Source organism: Streptomyces toxytricini (genome assembly GCF_014649915.1).
GTDB classification, from domain to species: domain Bacteria; phylum Actinomycetota; class Actinomycetes; order Streptomycetales; family Streptomycetaceae; genus Streptomyces; species Streptomyces toxytricini.
On record NZ_BMTY01000024.1, the window covers coordinates 109,517 to 125,274 of the forward strand.

Genomic DNA, 15,758 nt, shown 5'->3' on the forward strand with positions numbered 1-15,758 from the left:
CGGGCCGGTCAGGAGGCGGAGGTGAAGAGCCGCGCGACCTGTTCCTCGCGGTGGAGGGCGGCCTCAACGGTGTCGTCCGCGAAGCAGAGCATGACGCCCTTGCGGCCCGGGTGGTAGGCGGCCAGGATGACCGCGCCGCGGCGGGTGGCGGGGTCGTAGGCGTGGCCGGAGTCGCGGAGCCGGGTGAGGGCGTCGGTGAAGGAGGGCACCTCCCAGTGCCGGGGCCACACGCGTTCCAACAGGATGCGGTCGGTGCCGAAGCCGGGGCCGACGACCCGCTTGCCGACGATCTCGTAGATGTGGGTGGAGCCCGTGGCGCGGCCGTTGTACTCGGTGAAGAGGACGTCCCCTTCCGGCGTGACGACGGCGTCGGCGCTGAGGATGCCGCGGTAGCCGATGGCGCGGAGCCCCTCCGAGATGCGGCGGCCGCCGTCGAGGAGTGCGTCGAGCTGGCGGGCGGTGAGGTCCGGGGCGGGCATCACCTGGGCGTTGGGCAGGGGGCGGTACTGCATTTCGCCGTGGCCGCCGAGCCGGACGCCCGCGTCGGAGATCCAGTATTCGGCGAAGTAGGCGCGGCTGCCGGGGTGGTAGCGCTCGACGACGACCCGGTCGCGGCCGCCGACGGTCAGCCAGTCCCAGCGCTCGGCCAGGTACGCGGTGACCGCCGCCCGGTCGGGGAGGACGCGTACGGCCCGGGCGCCGCGCAGGTCGACGTCGGCGGTGCGGCCGAGGATCTCGTTGCCCTCGCTGGCGGAGGCGAAGTCCTGCTTGAGGATGACGGGGCTGCCGTCGTCGAGCAGGCGGGCGATGTGCTCCTCGGCGCGCCGCGGATCGGCGCAGACCGCGCCGTCGGGGAGGGGTGCGCCCACGCCGGCGGCGAGCGCACGGAAGACGGCCTTGCTGCTGCCGAGGAGTCCGCCGCTCTGCGCGAGGAAGGCGTGTCCTTCGAGTGCTTCGGGGCAGCCCAGGGCGTCGGCGGCGGCCGCGACGGCGGCGTCCGGCCACAGGGCGAAGACCTCGTCGACGGGCCGGCCTGCGGTCCGCTTGTGCAGCTCGGCGACGAAGGCGGGGTCGGTGAGCCGGTCCGCGGTGAGGGCGCCGGTCCCGATGCGGCCGGGCGGCGGGACGACGACCTCCAGGGAGTCGCGGCGGGTGCCCGTCAGGGAGGTGACGTAGGAGAGGAACTCCTCCTCCGGCGGGACGGGCAGGACGAGGACGTCGCCGTCGCGGGCGAACCACAGCAGGCGCTGCACGGCCCAGCCGATGCCGGCCGGCTCCTCCAGTTCCTCGCTCCAGTCGTTTCCGATGAGCAGTCGCGGCATCCGGCAATACTCCCTGTGGTCGCAGTGCCCTTTCCGGCGGCGGGCGGAGGATTCCGGCCCGGCGGGACCGGCCCATTGTGAAAATCGGCGTGAGAGGGCGTCAAGAGCGCCTCTCCCGCCTCCGGGACCCCACGGGAATCGGCCGGGGCAGCCCGGCCGCTGGTCTCCGTGGCCGGATCGCCACCTTGTTCGCCGCTGACGGGCTTCCTACGATCGTTGACCGTTCACCGACGGAATCTCATGTCCGGATATGAGGAAGGAGGTGAACCATGGAGCGTGAAATCGTCTGGACCGAGATCGAGGACGCGGACGTCGCGGAGATCGTCTCGGACAGCAATGTGAAGGACATCGGCATCGTTTCGGCCAGCAACGTCAAGGACTGAAACTGAGCCGGCGGACCGGCCAGTGCGCGACCCGGGTCCTTCCCCGCCCGCCGGGGAGGGGTCCGGCCTGCCGGAGCGGACGTACGGAGGAATCGTGTCAGGCGGCGGTGAGTTGGAACTGATCGACCGGCCCCTGTTCCCACCGGACTGCGTCCCGGCGAGGCCGCTGCGGATCGGGCTGGTGAACATGCCGTGGGCGCGGACGGACACCCCGTCCATCCAGTGCGGGCTGCTCCAGGCCGCGCTCCGCTCCTTCGGGCACGACGCGCGGAGCGTCTACCCGAATCTGGAGCTGGCCGCCGAACTGGGGACGGACCTCTACGAGGTGATCACCGAGGCCCCTTCCGAACGGGTCCACCTGTTCGGCGAATGGCTCTTCGGGACGGCGGCCTTCGGGGTGACCGAGGACGTGGAGGAGTACCGGCTGCGTTTCCCGGAAGTGGCCGAAATGTGTGCCGAAGCGGGAGCCGACTGGGACGCCGTGGCCGATCTGCGCGGCCGCCGCCTCCCCGCGTGGGTCGACGAACTCGCCGCCCGCGACATCTGGTCGGAATTCGACATCGTCGGATTCACGTCGACTTTCATCCAGAACGTCGCCGCGCTGGCGCTCGCGCGCCGCCTGAAGGAAGCCCGCCCCGAATTGATCACCGTATTCGGCGGCGCGAACTACGACGGCGACATGGGGCCGGAGTACCTGCGGAATTTCGACTTCATCGACTACGTGGTCGTCGGCGAGGGCGATGTGACGCTGCCCCGGCTCGCGGCGGCCGTCGCGCGCGGCGCCGACCCGGCCGCCCTGCCGGGCGTCTGCGGCCGCACCCCCGACGGCCGGGTGACCACCCCCGCGCCCGGCGCCCGCACCCGGGAGATGGACCAGCTGCCGGTCCCCGACTACGACGACTACTTCGCCGCCCTGGACGCCCTCGGCCGGGACCGGGTGATCGGCCGGAACACGCAGCGGCTGCTCGTGGAGTTCTCCCGGGGCTGCTGGTGGGGCGCGAAGCACCACTGCACCTTCTGCGGGCTCAACGCGCTGGGCATGCAGTACCGGGCGAAGTCCCCGGAGCGGGCGCTGGCGGAGCTGGAGGAGCTGATGCGCCGGCACCGGGTCCTCGCGGTCGACGCCGTCGACAACATCCTCGACATGGCCTACCTCGACACCTTCTGCTCGGGGCTGCGCGGGGCCCCGTGGGACACCGCCCTGTTCTTCGAGGTGAAGGCCAACCTGACCCGGGACCAGGTGCGGCTGCTGGCCGAGGCCGGGGTGTGGAAGATCCAGCCGGGATTGGAGAGCCTCAGCACGCACGTCCTCGGGCTGATGCGGAAGGGCTCCTCGCGTCTCCTCAACGTCCGCCTGCTGAAGTGGGCGCACTACTACGGCGTCCGCGTCGACTGGAACGTGCTGGCCGGCTTCCCCGGCGAGACCGACGAGGACTACACCGGCCAGGCCGCCCTCGTGCCGCTGCTGACCCACCTGGAGCCGCCCGCCGGCGTCGGGCGGATCTGGCTGGAGCGGTTCAGCCCGTACTTCACCGACCCGTCCTTCGGGATGGGCGAGATCCGGCCGAAGAGCGCCTACCGGCTGGCGTTCCCGGTGCCGGGGCTGGACCACGGCCGCATCGCCTACTTCTTCGACTACCGGGCTCCGGACACCGCCTCCCCCGACGCCGTCGCCGAGCTGGCCAAGGCCGTCGAGGCGTGGGGGCGGGAATGGGCCTCCGCGGACCGGCCCACCCTCACGTACCGGCGGGGGCCGGACTGGCTGACCCTGTTCGACACGCGGGGCGGCCGGCGCCGCAAGACGACCCTCGCCGGGTGGCGGGCCCGGGCGTACGAGCTGTGCGGCGACGCCCCGCGCAGCGCCGCCCGCATCCACCGGGAGCTGGGCGGCGGCACGGGAGCGGACGGCGAAGCCGTCGAGCGGGCGGAGGTCGAGGAGTTCCTCGGCTCCTGCGTCGCGCACGGGATCTGCCTGGAGGAGGACGGCAAGTACCTCTCCCTGGCGCTGCCGCTCCGGCCCGGGCTGCCCGCACTGCCCGGGCGCACGCCGGCCGGGCCGGGCACTTCGAGCGAGCGAGGGAGCTCACGATGACGCTGAACAGCTTCGACGAATGGTCCCCGCTCAAGGAGGTGGTCGTCGGCTCGGCCGCCCACTACACCTCCCACGAGCGGGAGCTGTCCTTCGACCTCTTCTTCCACGACAACATCGCCGGCGACAACACGACGCGGTCCGAGTGGTACTACCCGAGGCTCACCGTCGGCGGAGCCGGGGAGGGGGGTGCCGGACCGGACGGCGCCCGCCGCGGGCGGGTGCCGATCAAGCAGCGCTACGTCGACGAGCTCGTCGAGGACCTGGAGGGCATCGCGGCGGCCCTGACCGCCCTCGGGGTGACGGTGCTCCGCCCGATGGACCTCGACCCGGGCACCAGCGAGGTGCGCACCCCGGCCTGGTCGGCGTCCGTGGTCCCGCCGCTGAACATCCGCGACAACACGCTGATCCTCGGCGACGAGATCATCGAGACGCCTCCGATGATCCGCTCCCGGTACTTCGAGACGCAGTTCCTCACCCCGGTGTTCCAGCGGTACTTCGCGCAGGGCGCCCGCTGGACGGTGATGCCGCGCCCCCTGATGACGGACGCGTCGTTCGACCTGGACTACGCCCGCGAGAGCACGATCGGCGGCCCGACGGAGCCCATCGGCACCCCGAGCCCCTCCCCCTACGACGTGGGCATCGAGATGATGTTCGACGGGGCGCAGGTGCTGCGGCTCGGCCGCGACCTCGTCGTGAACGTCTCCACCGCCCACCACGCCCTGGCCTGCGACTGGCTGGAGCGGCACGTCGGCGACCGGTTCCGGATCCACCGTGTGCACCGGCTCAGCGACAGCCACATCGACAGCATGGTCCTCGCGCTGCGGCCCGGCACCCTGCTCGTGCGCTCGGAGGCCGTCGCCGAGAAGCTGCCCGAGGCGCTGCGGAAGTGGGACCGGATCGTCGCGCCCGCCCCGGAGGGCGACAACTTCCCCCGGTACGAGGACGAGGACCTGGTGCTGACCAGCCCGTTCATCGACCTGAACGTGCTGTCCGCCGGCCCGGACACCGTGCTGGTCAACGAGGCCTGCCCGGAGCTGGCGCGGACGCTGGAGAAGCACGGTTTCACGGCGGTCCCGGTCCGGCACCGGCACCGGCGGCTGTTCGGCGGGGGCTTCCACTGCTTCACGCTGGACACCGTCCGCGAAGGCGGGTTGGAGGACTACCTCGGATGAGCCTGCCGGACACGGGGGCCGCGGCCCGGCTCGCCGGGGTCGGCACGGCCGTCCCCGACACCAGCTACAGCCAGCGCGAGCTGCTCGACCTGCTGGCCGTGACCGATCCCCGGGTCCGCTCGCTCTTCCTGAACAGCGCCATCGAGCGGCGCGGCCTGACGCTCCCCGCCGCCGGCCCCGACGGCTCGCGGGCGGTGGAGTCGCAGGGCGCGCTGCTGCGCAAGCACACCGAGCAGGGGCTGCTGCTGGGGCGGCGGGCGGTCGAGAACTGCCTCGCCGACACCGGGGCGCGGCGGTCGGACGTGCGCCACCTGTGCTGCGTGACCTCGACCGGATTCCTGACGCCCGGGTTCTCCGCCCTGCTGATCAAGGAGATGGGCCTCGACGTCGCCTGCTCGCGCCTCGACGTCGTCGGAATGGGCTGCAACGCCGGTCTCAACGCGCTGGCCTCGGTCACCGGGTGGGCTCGGGCGCACCCCGGGGAGCTGGCCCTGCTGGTGTGCGTGGAGGTGTGCTCGGCGGCGTACGTCTTCGACGGCACGATGCGCTCCTCCGTCGTCAACAGCCTCTTCGGGGACGGCGCGGCGGCCGTCGCCGTCACCGCGCCCGGCGGCGGGGGCCCGGGGGATGCGGGCGGGGCGCCGGCGCTGCTGAAGTTCTCCAGCCGGATCATCCCCGACGCCGTCGACGCGATGCGCTACGACTGGGACGAGGGGCACGGCAAGTTCAGCTTCTGGCTGGACCCGCAGATCCCGTACGTCGTCGGCGCGCACGCGGAGGGGGCGCTGGAGCGGCTGCTTCACGGTACGGGGCTGCTGGCCTCGGACATCGACCACTGGGTGGTGCACTCCGGCGGCAAGAAGGTCGTGGACTCGGTCCGGGTCAACCTGGGGCTGACCCGGCACGACGTACGGCACACCACCGGCGTGCTGCGCGACCACGGAAACCTGTCGAGCGGCTCCTTCCTCTTCTCCTACCAGCGCCTGGCCGCCGAGGGATCGGTCCGCCCCGGCGACCTGGGGGTGCTGATGACCATGGGGCCCGGCTCGACGATCGAGATGGCGCTGGCGCGGTGGTGACCCGCACCCCGGGCCGCACGGCGGGCGGCGGCGCGACGACGAAGGGACTTGCGATGCGGACGCACGACACGCTGCCCCCGCCCGCGGAGGGCGAACCGGCGGACGGCACGGCGAGGGCCGTGCCGGAGCCCGAGCCCGACCGACCGGTGGACGGGCTGTGCACCGCCCTGGAGCTGGACGCCCGGCAGCCGCTGCCCGAGCTGACCGCCGCCGTCACCGGCGCCTGCGACCGCGCCGAGGCGCGGGCCGACGGCTCGGTGGTCCTGCTGCGGCTGCCGGACGCGCCCGCCGGGACGCGGGCCTGGCCCGGGGCGGTGGACATCCAGCAGATCAACCGCTGGGAGCGGGCCGTGCGGAGGCTGGAGCGGCTGCCCGCGCTGAGCATCACCGTCGCCTCCGGGGCGTGCGGCGGGCCCGCCCTCGACCTGCTGCTGGTAAGCGACTACCGGATCGGGTCGCCGGACCTGCGGATCCTCGCGCCGGTCAACGACGGGCACTTCTGGCCCGGGATGGCCGTGCACCGGATATCCCGGCAGCTCGGGGCGGCCCGCGCCCGGCAGATCGTGCTGTGGGGTGACGACATCGACGCCGTGCGGGCCCGCGACCTGGGCCTGATCGACCAGCTCGCGGACGACACGGAGGAGGCCGCGCACACCGCGGCCGTGCTGATGGGCCGGATCTCCGACCGGGAGCTCGCGGTCCGCCGGCAGCTGCTGCTGGAGGCGCAGAGCCTGGAATTCGACGAGGCGCTCGGGCCCCATCTGGCCGCCTGCGACCGCGAACTGCGCCGCCTGGCCGCAGCTGCGGCCGCCGCGGCGGCGGAGCCGGGCGGCCCGGCGGGAGCGCCGGGTGAGTGACGGGGCGGGGCGCCGGGAGGCGGACCTCCCGGCCAACGGCCCCGGCACCCCCGACTCCCGCGCCGCCTCCGCCGGCCCCGACGCCCCCGCGGGCCCGCGGGACTCCGCTGCACCGGGCGGTCCTTCCGCCTCGGGCGGCCCCGCCGTCCCCGGCGGCCCCGCCTTCTCCGGGGGCCCCACCGCCTCCGCCGACCCCGACGCCCCGGGAGACCCCGCACCCTCGGGAGACCCCGGCTTCTGCGGGGACCTTGCCGCCGACGCCAAACTGCTCGCCGGGTATGCCGCCGAGACCGAGCGGAGGCTCGCCCTCCTGCCGGCGCGCCCCGACCGCACCGCCGCCGAGGCCGAGCGGGCCGAGGGCCTCCACGAGGACTGCCGTGCGGTCCGGCACGCCTTCCTCGCCCGCCACGCCGACGCCGTCTACGACGAGCTCACCGCCGGGCGGACGCTCCGGCCCCGGCTGCCCGACCTGGCCGCGGAGGCCGCCGTACGCTTCCCCGGGCTCGTACCGGACGCCGCCCAACTCGCCGCGGAAGGCGAACGCCTCCAGGCGCACAAGGAGGGCCGCGCGATCGACCAGGGCATCTTCTTCGGCGCCCTGCTGCGCTCCCCCACCGCGGGCACGCACCTGATCGAGAGCATGCTGCGGCCCGCGCCCGGCTCGGCGGCCCGCCTGGCGGAGTTCCGGCGAACGGACCGGCTGGAGCTGCCCGCGGTGCTGCTCGAACGCCGCGGGGAGGGGGCGTACGTCACCTTCCGCAACGGCCACTGCCTCAACGCGGAGGACGACCGGCTCATCTCCGACCTGGAAACCGCCGTCGACGTGGCCCTCCTCGACGACCGGATCCGCGTCGGCGTGCTGCGCGGCGGGCCCGTCACCCACCGCCGCCACGCCGGCAGGCGGATCTTCAGCGCGGGCATCAACCTCAAGGAGCTGCACGCGGGCCGGATCTCCTTCGTGGAGTTCCTCCTCGGCCGGGAACTCGGCTACGTCAACAAGCTGGCCCGCGGCCTGCTCCGCGAGGGCCCGGCCGCCGCCGGCGGTACCACGGCCGGCAAGCCGTGGGTGGGCGTCGTCGACGCGTTCGCCATCGGCGGCGGCATGCAGCTCCTCCTCGTCCTGGACCGCGTCATCGCCGAGGAGGGTGCCTTCCTGAGCCTTCCCGCCGCCGACGAGGGCATCGTCCCGGGCCTGGGCAACCTGCGGCTCACCCGGCTCACCGGGGCCCGTACGGCCCGGCAGGTCATCCTCGCGGGGCGCCGCATCCGCACCTCCGACCCGGCGGCCGCGCTGCTGGTCGACGAGGTGCTGCCCGCCGCCGCGCTCGACGCGGCCGCCGAGCGGGCCGTACGCGAGCTGGCCGGGCCGGCCGTGGCCGCCAACCGGGCCATGCTGACGCTGGCCGAGGAGCCCCTGGAGCTGCTGCGCGGCTACCTGGCCGAGTTCGCGGTCGTCCAGGCCCGCCGCATCCACAGCCCGGACGTGCTGGCCAAGACCGAGCGGCACCAGGCGCGCTCCGGGCGGGCGCCGGCATGACCCTGCTCGCCCGCGAGGTACTGCACGCCTCGCTCCAGGACCCGGTGCTGGAGTCGATCGGCTTCCTCAACGAGATCATGGGCCGCTACCCGGACGCCCTCTCCTTCGCCCCCGGCGCCCCGCACCCCGCCCCGTACGGGGACCTGGACACCGCCCGCTACCTGGACCGCTTCACCGCGCACGCGGCCTCCGCGGGCCTCGGGCCGGACCGGGCGTCCCGGCTGCTGTACGAGTACGGGCCGGCCCGCGGGCTGATCAACGGGATCGTCGCCGACGCCCTCCGCCGCGACCAGGGCATCGACGCCGACCCCGAGGCGCTGGTGATCACGGTCGGGGCGCAGGAGGCGATGTTCCTCGTGCTGCGCGCCCTGATCGCCTCCCCGGAGGACCTCCTGGCCGTCTCCGACCCGTGCTTCGTGGGCATCACCAGCGCCGCCAGCCTGCTCGGCGCCGGGGTCGTCCCCGTCCCCGAGGACGCCGACGGCCTCGACGTCGACGCGCTGGCCGAGGCGTGCCGGGCAGCCCGCCGCTGCGGCCGCCGCATCCGCGCCTGCTACGTCGCCCCCGACTACGCCAACCCCGGCGGCACCCGCATGGCGGCCGGGCGGCGGCCGCGGCTGCTGGAGCTGGCCGAGCGGGAGGACTTCCTCGTCCTGGAGGACAACGCGTACGGGTTCACCGCTCCCCCGGGCGCCGAACTGCCCGCCCTGAAGGCCCTGGACGGCGGGCGGCGGGTCGTGCACATCGGGACGTTCGCGAAGGTGTGCTTCCCCGGGGCACGCGTCGGCTACGTCGTCGCCGACCAGTCCGTGTCCGCCGCCGGGGCCGCGGCCGTGCCGCTCGCGGCGGAGCTGGCGCGGTTGAAGACCGCCGTCACCGTGAACACCTCGCCGGTGTGCCAGGCGCTGATCGCCGGGATGCTGCTGGAGCACGGCGGCTCGCTCGCCGAACTGGCCCGGGCCAGGTCCGCGCTGTACCGGCGCAACCTCGCGCACCTGCTGCGGGCGCTGGACCGCGAGGGCGCGGCAGGGCTGCCGGAGGGAGTGGAGTGGAACCGGCCCGGCGGCGGGTTCTTCGTCCGGATGCGGCTGCCCGTGCCGGCGGACGCCGGACTGCTGGAGGCGTCCGCGGCCGGGTACGGGGTGCTGTGGACGCCGATGGCGCCCTTCCACCCGGGCGGCGGGGGCAGGCGTACGCTGCGGCTGTCGTGCAGCTACCTGGATCCGGAGGAGATCGATGAGGGCGTGCGGCGGCTCGGGGCCTTCCTCCGGGAGCACGCCCGGCCGCGGGCCGGGGCGGGCGCGCGGCCGGGGGGTTCTTCGTGAGCGGCGACCGGAGCGTCCCCGCCCACCCCACCGCCCGCGACCGGGACCGCCCGTTCGACCCGCCGCCGGAACTCGCGGCGCTGCACGCCCGCGGCCCGGTCAGCCGCCTGCGCTACCCCGACGGCCACCTCGGATGGCTCGTCACCGGCCACGAGGCGGCCCGCCGGGTGCTCGCCGACCCCCGGTTCAGCGCGCGCTCCGAGCTCAAGCGGGTGCCGGTGGCCCGGCCGGGGACGGACCCGTTCTACGGCAGCCCCGCCCTGCCGGGCTGGCTCGTCGACATGGACGCGCCGCACCACACGCGGCTGCGCCGGCAGCTGATGGGCTGGTTCACCGCCCGCCGTACGCGGGCCCTGGCGCCCCGCATCGAGCGGATCGTCGGGGACCACCTGGAGGCGATGGCCGCCCTCGGCGGCCGGGCCGACCTCGTCGAGGCGTTCGCGCTGCCCGTCCCCTCCATGGTGATCTGCGAGCTGCTCGGCGTGCCGTACGGCGAGCGCGCCTCCTTCCAGCGCAACAGCGCCACCTTGTTCCGGATCGACGCGACCGCCGCCGAGGCCGCGGCGGCGATGGCCGAACTGGACGCATTCCTCACGGAGCTGGCCCGGCACCGGCGCCGGGCGCCCGGCGAGGACCTGCTGAGCGCGCTCGCCGCCGGAGGCGAGCTGACCACGGCGGAAGTCGCCGGCGTCGGCGCCCTCCTGCTGTCGGCGGGGCACGAGACGACGGCCGGCTCCCTCGGGCTGGGCACGTTCGCGCTGCTGTGCCACCCGGGCGAGGCGGCCCGGCTCGCGGACGATCCGTCGCTCGCCGGGAACGCGGTGGAGGAGCTGCTGCGGTACCTGACCATCTTCCACTTCGGGGTGCCCCGCTCCCCGCTGGAGGACGTCGTCCTGGAGGGGCGGACGCTGCGCGCCGGGGAGTCCGTCACGGTCTCGCTGTCCGCCGCGAACCGCGACCCGGCGCGCTTCGCCGACCCCGACCGCCTCGACCTGGCCCGCCCCGCCTCCGGGCACCTCGCCTTCGGCCACGGGCCGCACCAGTGCATCGGGCAGCACCTGGCCCGCACGGAGATGCGGATCGCGTTCCCGGCGCTGTTCGCGCGCCTCCCCGGGCTGAAGCTGGCCGTGCCGGCGTCGGAGGTGCCGCTGGGCGAGGACATGGGCTTCTACGGGGTGCACCGGCTGCCCGTGGCCTGGTGAGGGGCCCGTACCGGCCTTTGACGTGCCGCGTCAGCCGTGCCAGGACTTCCACAGGCGGGCGTACGCCCCGCCGCGGGCCACCAGTTCGTCGTGGGTGCCGGTCTCGGTGATGCGGCCGTCCTCCAGGACGACCACGCGGTCCGCGTCGTGGGCGGTGTGGAGGCGGTGGGCGATGGAGACGACCGTGCCGCCGAGCAGGCCGGCCAGGGCGCGTTCCACCGTGCGCGCGGTGTGCGGGTCGAGGAGGGCGGTCGCCTCGTCGAAGACGACGACCGGCGGGTCGAGCAGCAGCAGCCGGGCCAGGGCCAGCTGCTGGGCGCGGGCCGGGGGGAGTTCCGCCGCGCCGGAGCCGACCTCGTGGTCCAGGCCCAGCGCCGACGCCCACTCCCAGGCGGCGACGGCCCGCAGGGCTCGCTCCAGGTCCGCGGGGGTCGCGTCGGGGCGGGCGACGAGCAGGTTGTCGGCGAGGGTGCCGCGGAAGACGTGGTACTCCTGGGTGACGAGGATGACGCCGCGGCGCAGCTCGTCCGGCGGCAGCTCCGTCAGTGGGACGCCGCCCAGGCGGACGGTGCCCCGGCCGGGGGTGTCGATCCCGGCGAGGAGGCGGCCGAGGGTGGATTTGCCCGCGCCGGAGGGGCCCACGACGGCCAGCCGCTCGCCGGGCCGCACGTGCAGGTCGACGCCGCGGAGGCTCTCCTGCCGCTCCCGGTAGGCGAAGTGGACGCCCTGGACGTCGAGCGCGCCGTCGCGGGGGGATCCGGGGTGTGGGGCCGTGTCCGGGGCGGCGGCGGTCGCCGGGGCAGCGGCGTCGCGGACGCCGAGGATGCGGGCCATGGAGGCGCCGCCGACCTGGAGTTCGTCCATCCAGTACAGCATGGTGTCGACGGGCCCGATCACCTGCTGGACGTACAGGGTGGCGGCGGTGACGGCGGCCAGGCCCACCATCCCCTCGATGTACATCAGCCCGCCGATGACCAGGGTGGCGGCCACGGGGAGGATGTAGCCGGTGTCGGCGATCGGCAGGTAGGTGCTGCGCAGGTTCAGGGTGTGCCGTTCGGCCGCGTACGAGGCGGCGATGTCCGCGTCGGTGCGGCGCCGGCGGCGCCCCTGGAGCCGGAGCGCCTCCACCGTGGGGGCGCCGGCGACGGTCTCGCCGAGGGTGTCGGTGAGGCGGGCGTACGCGGAGTTGGAGCGCAGGTAGCCGGCGCGGGCCCGCCGCAGGTACCAGCGGGTGGACAGCCACAGCACGGGGACGGCGACGAGGCAGGGCAGCACCAGCAGGGGGTCGGTCAGGCAGACGGCGCCGATGGTCAAAGCGATGGTGGTGCCCGCCACGAGGGTGTCGGGGACGGCCCGCTGCACGGTGAGGGCGAGGACGTCGACGTCCCGGGTGGTCCGGGTGACCAGCTCGCCGGTGCCGGCCCGCTCGACGACGGGGGTGGGCAGGGCCAGCACCCGGTCGACGAACTCCTCGCGCAAGTCGGCCAGTACGGTCTCGCCGAGGCGGAGGGAGGCCCGCCGGGCGAAGCGGGTGAACACCGCCTGGAGGACGACCGCGGCGCAGATCGCGAGGGCGACCGGGGTGACGGCGAGCGAGCCGTGCGCGGCGTCCTCGACGATCCGGCCGAGGAGCTGGGGTGCGGCCAGCGCGGCGACGCAGGCCAGCGCGTGCAGGGCGAGGGAGGCGGCCAGGGGGCCGCGGTGCCGGAGCATGGTCCGCCGGGCGTGCGCGCGGACCTCCCGGGCGGAGGCGACGGGCAGCCGGTCTGCGGGCGGGGCCGTGCCGGGGTCGAGGCCGGCGCCGGGGTCCGGGGCGGTGGCGGCGGGGGCGGTCATGCGAGGACCTCACGGGTGACGACGGCGCGGTAGTCGGGGTCGGCGAGGAGGGCCCGGTGGGGCCCTTCGGCGACGGCTTTGCCGTCCTTGACGAACACCACCGAGTCGGCGCTTTCGAGGACGATCGGGCTGGTGGTGAAGACGACGGTGGTCCGCCCGGCGCGGTGGGGGCCGAGGTTCCGGGCGATGCGGCCCTCGGTGGGGGCGTCGAGGGCGTTGGTCGGCTCGACGAGGACGAGCACCTGCGGGTCGGCGAGCAGGGCGCGCGCCAGGCGCAGCCGCTGCTGCTGCCCGCCGGAGAACTCGCGGCCGCCGGTGGTCTCGTGGGCGAGTCCGTCGGGGAGGGCGTCGACGACGTCGCGGGCGGAGGCGGTGTCGAGGGCGCGGAGGAGGGCTTCGGTGCGGGGGCGGTCGTCGCGGGGGTCGCTGTCTCGGGGGCCGTCGCCTCCCGGGTCGCCGTCGCGGGGTGCGCCGTCTCGGGGGTCGAGTTCGGTGCCGAGGCGGCCGGCGAAGAGGGTCGCGTCGTTGTCGGCGAGGAGGGTGTGGCGGCGTACGTCGTCGGTGCGGTGGGCGGACAGGGGCGTGTCGCCGAGCAGGACCGCGGAGTCGGTGTGGCCGCAGAGCCGTTCCGCGAGCGTACGGGCGTCCCCTTCGGTGCCGCACACGACGGCGAGGAGCCGGCCGGGCGGGACGGTCAGCCCGGAGTCGGGGTCGTGCAGCGGGAGGCCGGTCGCGGCGGCGTCGTCGTCGAGGCGGCGGGTGCCGCCCGGCCGTTCCCGTTCCAGGCGCAGGAAGTCCAGGACGCGTCCGGCGGCGACGTTGGCGCGGGTCAGCTGGTCGAGCATGGCGGTGACCTGCCCGAGCTGGTCGGTGAGGAAGACGGCGTACCCGTAGAAGGCGACGAGCAGGCCCGGTTCGAGGCGGCCGGTGCCGACCTGGTGCGCGCCCAGCCAGACGATGGCCACGAGCAGCGCGCCGGGCAGCAGGACGCGCAGGAAGGCGATGTCTGCGACGGTGGCCGCGACGCGGGTGCCCTCGGCGCGCACCGCCTGGGAGCCCTCGCGGTAGCGGCGGCCGTACGTCTTCTCGCCGCCGAAGCCGCGCAGCACGCGCAGCCCGTCGATGATGTCGACGGACAGGTCGGTGAGGGCGCCCTGCTGTTCGCGCAGCCGCTGCTGGCGGCCGTGCAGGACGCGCATCAGCCGGGTGACGGCGGCGGCGATCAGCGGGACGCCGACGAGCACGACCAGCCCCAGCTGCCAGGACGTGGCCAGCATGAACACGGCGGCGAAGAGGATCGAGACGACCGCGCCGCTGCCGCGCGCCGTGCCCTCCAGGGCGGTGCCGAGGTGGCCGACGTCCGAGGCGCTGACGCTGACGACGGAACCGGTGGAGGCCCGCCGCGGCAGGTCGGCGCCGAGGTGGGCGGCGTGGCGGACGACGAGCTGGGTGGTCCCGTACACGGCGCCGAACCGGTTCGTGGTCGACGCCCGGTCGCGCAGCATGCCGACGACGGCCTGGAAGACCCCGAGGGCGAGGACCGCCCCGCCCCACAGCAGCAGCGCCTCGCGGTCGCGCTGGAGCAGCCCGCGGTCGATGCCGAGGGCGACGGCCGCCGGCACCAGCGCCTGCGCGAGGGTGCACAGCACGCCGAACAGCGTGGCGAGGACGAGGCTGCCGCGGTGGCGGGTGGCCAGCCACAGCAGGAAGCGGACCGGGGAGCCGGTGGCGGGCGCCCCGGGGTCGGCGGCGGGGAACCGGGCGCGGCCGGCGGTGGTGAACCGGCGGCTCACGGCTTGGTGCCGATGGTCAGGCCGTGCTCGTAGGGGTAGCCGGTGAGGGTGCGTACGGCGTCGAAGCCGGCCCGGCGCATCCACTCCTCGTAGTCGCGGGCCGGGTAGGCCATTCCCTGGCCGCTGGCGAGCACGTTGAGGTAGAGGGAGAGGCGCGCGGAGTACCAGCCGCCGGTCTCGTCGTCGGAGGCGTTGTAGCCGTAGACGAACACCCGCCCGCCGGAGGGGAGGACGGCGTACGCCTTCGCGAGCAGCTCCGTGATCTGCTCGCCGGAGAAGATCTCCAGGACGTGGCTGAAGAGGACGGCGTCCGCGCCGGGCGGGAAGGGGTCGGTGAAGAGGTCGCCGGGGTGCAGCCGGATGCGGTCCTGGGCGTCGGCCTTCGCGTCGGCGGCCAGCTGCGCGACGGACGGGATGTCGAAGACGGTCGAGCGCATGCCCGGGTGGCGGGCGAGCAGCCGGGCGCTGGTGGTGCCGTCGCCGCCGCCGATGTCGAGGAGGTGCCGTACGGTGGCGAACTCCCCGGTGTCGACGAGCGCGTCGAGGCTCTTGAGGGTGAACGCGCTCATGCTGCGGTGGAAGACCGCCTCCCGCTCAGGGTCGTGCGCGAGGCGCCGGTAGAGCGTCGGCTCGTCGCCGGGATGCGCGTCGAGCGCGAGGTTGGTGCCGGCGGCGAGGGCCTCGGTCATGCGCGCGAACGCCGGGTAGTAGATGTCCCGCCAGCCGGTGAGGATGTGGCGCCAGCTGTCCGGGCCGTCGGGGGCGAGGAGCTCGGCGGCGGCGGGCGCGTTGCGGTAGCCGCCGTCGGGGCCCCGCTCCAGCAGGCCGGTGGTGCACACGGCGTGCAGCAGCACCCGCAGCGAGTGCGCCGGCACCCCGACGGCGGCGCGCAGCTCCTCGAAGGAGGCGCCGGGGTGGGCTGAGAGATGGCCGAAGACGTCCCATTCGAGCGCGGTGACGACGGCGTTGAAGAGGGCGGGGGCGTTCACGAGGAAGTGGAACCGCTCGACGACCGGATCGACGGCGGCACCGCCCGGTCCGGCACCGCCGGGCGGGGAGGCCTGGCCGGGGAGAAGGGCCGCCTCAGGACATCCGACCTGGCCGGACGGATCGGTCCCAGCGGATGGTGCCGTGTCGGCAGACGAATTCAACGTCGCACC

At 74.9% G+C, this 15,758-nt stretch carries 12 protein-coding genes; 8 read left to right on the forward strand and 4 right to left on the reverse strand.

Going from position 1 to position 15,758, the window contains the following annotated elements:
* Positions 1 to 8 precede the first annotated feature (8 nt).
* Positions 9 to 1,322: a preATP grasp domain-containing protein gene (locus IE170_RS26990; protein ID WP_189812055.1), complete on the reverse strand. Its 1,314-nt coding sequence runs from the start codon at positions 1,320 to 1,322 to the stop codon at positions 9 to 11.
* Positions 1,323 to 1,591: 269 nt separating this feature from the next.
* Here IE170_RS26990 and IE170_RS32955 point away from each other — a divergent pair, with 269 nt between their 5' ends.
* The 8 genes from IE170_RS32955 to IE170_RS27025 all read left to right on the forward strand — a co-directional run bounded on the left by IE170_RS32955 (position 1,592) and on the right by IE170_RS27025 (position 10,969).
* On the forward strand, positions 1,592 to 1,705 hold the full coding sequence (locus IE170_RS32955) for a pheganomycin family RiPP precursor (protein WP_216827151.1): 114 nt from the start codon (positions 1,592 to 1,594) through the stop codon (positions 1,703 to 1,705).
* A gap of 94 nt (positions 1,706 to 1,799) precedes the next feature.
* Positions 1,800 to 3,797 (forward strand): RiPP maturation radical SAM C-methyltransferase, encoded by a 1,998-nt coding sequence (locus IE170_RS26995; protein ID WP_189812056.1) that lies wholly within the window; start codon positions 1,800 to 1,802, stop codon positions 3,795 to 3,797.
* Entirely contained in the window at positions 3,794 to 4,969 is a 1,176-nt protein-coding gene (locus IE170_RS27000; protein ID WP_189812057.1) for a glycine amidinotransferase, read from the forward strand. The genes IE170_RS26995 and IE170_RS27000 overlap by 4 nt, the downstream gene beginning before the upstream one ends.
* On the forward strand, positions 4,966 to 6,048 hold the full coding sequence (gene dpgA, locus IE170_RS27005) for a 3,5-dihydroxyphenylacetyl-CoA synthase DpgA (RefSeq protein WP_189812058.1): 1,083 nt from the start codon (positions 4,966 to 4,968) through the stop codon (positions 6,046 to 6,048). Before IE170_RS27000 ends, dpgA begins: the two co-directional genes overlap by 4 nt.
* Before the next feature lie 53 nt (positions 6,049 to 6,101).
* A complete protein-coding gene (gene dpgB, locus IE170_RS27010) occupies positions 6,102 to 6,905 on the forward strand; it encodes an enoyl-CoA-hydratase DpgB (protein WP_189812059.1) in 804 nt (267 codons plus the stop codon).
* Complete coding sequence (gene dpgC / locus IE170_RS27015) at positions 6,898 to 8,442, forward strand: (3,5-dihydroxyphenyl)acetyl-CoA 1,2-dioxygenase DpgC (protein ID WP_229885196.1); 1,545 nt, start codon at positions 6,898 to 6,900, stop codon at positions 8,440 to 8,442. The genes dpgB and dpgC overlap by 8 nt, the downstream gene beginning before the upstream one ends.
* Complete coding sequence (locus tag IE170_RS27020) at positions 8,439 to 9,767, forward strand: aminotransferase-like domain-containing protein (protein ID WP_189812060.1); 1,329 nt, start codon at positions 8,439 to 8,441, stop codon at positions 9,765 to 9,767. The genes dpgC and IE170_RS27020 overlap by 4 nt, the downstream gene beginning before the upstream one ends.
* Positions 9,764 to 10,969, forward strand: a complete 1,206-nt coding sequence (locus tag IE170_RS27025) for a cytochrome P450 (RefSeq protein ID WP_189812061.1) — start codon at positions 9,764 to 9,766, stop codon at positions 10,967 to 10,969. The genes IE170_RS27020 and IE170_RS27025 overlap by 4 nt, the downstream gene beginning before the upstream one ends.
* Before the next feature lie 30 nt (positions 10,970 to 10,999).
* Here the strand turns inward: IE170_RS27025 and IE170_RS27030 are convergent, their stop codons facing one another.
* From IE170_RS27030 to IE170_RS27040, 3 genes are read right to left on the reverse strand one after another with little or no spacing between them, the layout of a single operon-like run.
* A complete protein-coding gene (locus tag IE170_RS27030; RefSeq protein WP_189812062.1) occupies positions 11,000 to 12,805 on the reverse strand; it encodes an ABC transporter ATP-binding protein in 1,806 nt (601 codons plus the stop codon).
* Positions 12,802 to 14,598 carry an ABC transporter transmembrane domain-containing protein gene (locus tag IE170_RS27035; protein WP_189812063.1) on the reverse strand — a complete coding sequence of 599 codons (1,797 nt, stop codon included), beginning with the start codon at positions 14,596 to 14,598 and terminating at the stop codon, positions 12,802 to 12,804. The genes IE170_RS27030 and IE170_RS27035 overlap by 4 nt, the downstream gene beginning before the upstream one ends.
* Positions 14,595 to 15,587, reverse strand: coding sequence for a methyltransferase (locus tag IE170_RS27040; protein ID WP_229885198.1), 993 nt, complete (start codon positions 15,585 to 15,587; stop codon positions 14,595 to 14,597). The genes IE170_RS27035 and IE170_RS27040 overlap by 4 nt, the downstream gene beginning before the upstream one ends.
* Positions 15,588 to 15,758 lie beyond the last annotated feature (171 nt).

What these genes read in the sequence shown, in the direction of transcription:
- IE170_RS26990 (WP_189812055.1), bottom strand. Translation starts at nt 1,322, where the DNA reads ATGCCGCGACTGCTCATCGGAAACGACTGGAGCGAGGAACTGGAGGAG.
- IE170_RS32955 (WP_216827151.1), top strand. Translation starts at nt 1,592, where the DNA reads ATGGAGCGTGAAATCGTCTGGACCGAGATCGAGGACGCGGACGTCGCG.
- IE170_RS27000 (WP_189812057.1), top strand. Translation starts at nt 3,794, where the DNA reads ATGACGCTGAACAGCTTCGACGAATGGTCCCCGCTCAAGGAGGTGGTC.
- dpgA (WP_189812058.1), top strand. Translation starts at nt 4,966, where the DNA reads ATGAGCCTGCCGGACACGGGGGCCGCGGCCCGGCTCGCCGGGGTCGGC.
- dpgB (WP_189812059.1), top strand. Translation starts at nt 6,102, where the DNA reads ATGCGGACGCACGACACGCTGCCCCCGCCCGCGGAGGGCGAACCGGCG.
- IE170_RS27020 (WP_189812060.1), top strand. Translation starts at nt 8,439, where the DNA reads ATGACCCTGCTCGCCCGCGAGGTACTGCACGCCTCGCTCCAGGACCCG.
- IE170_RS27030 (WP_189812062.1), bottom strand. Translation starts at nt 12,805, where the DNA reads ATGACCGCCCCCGCCGCCACCGCCCCGGACCCCGGCGCCGGCCTCGAC.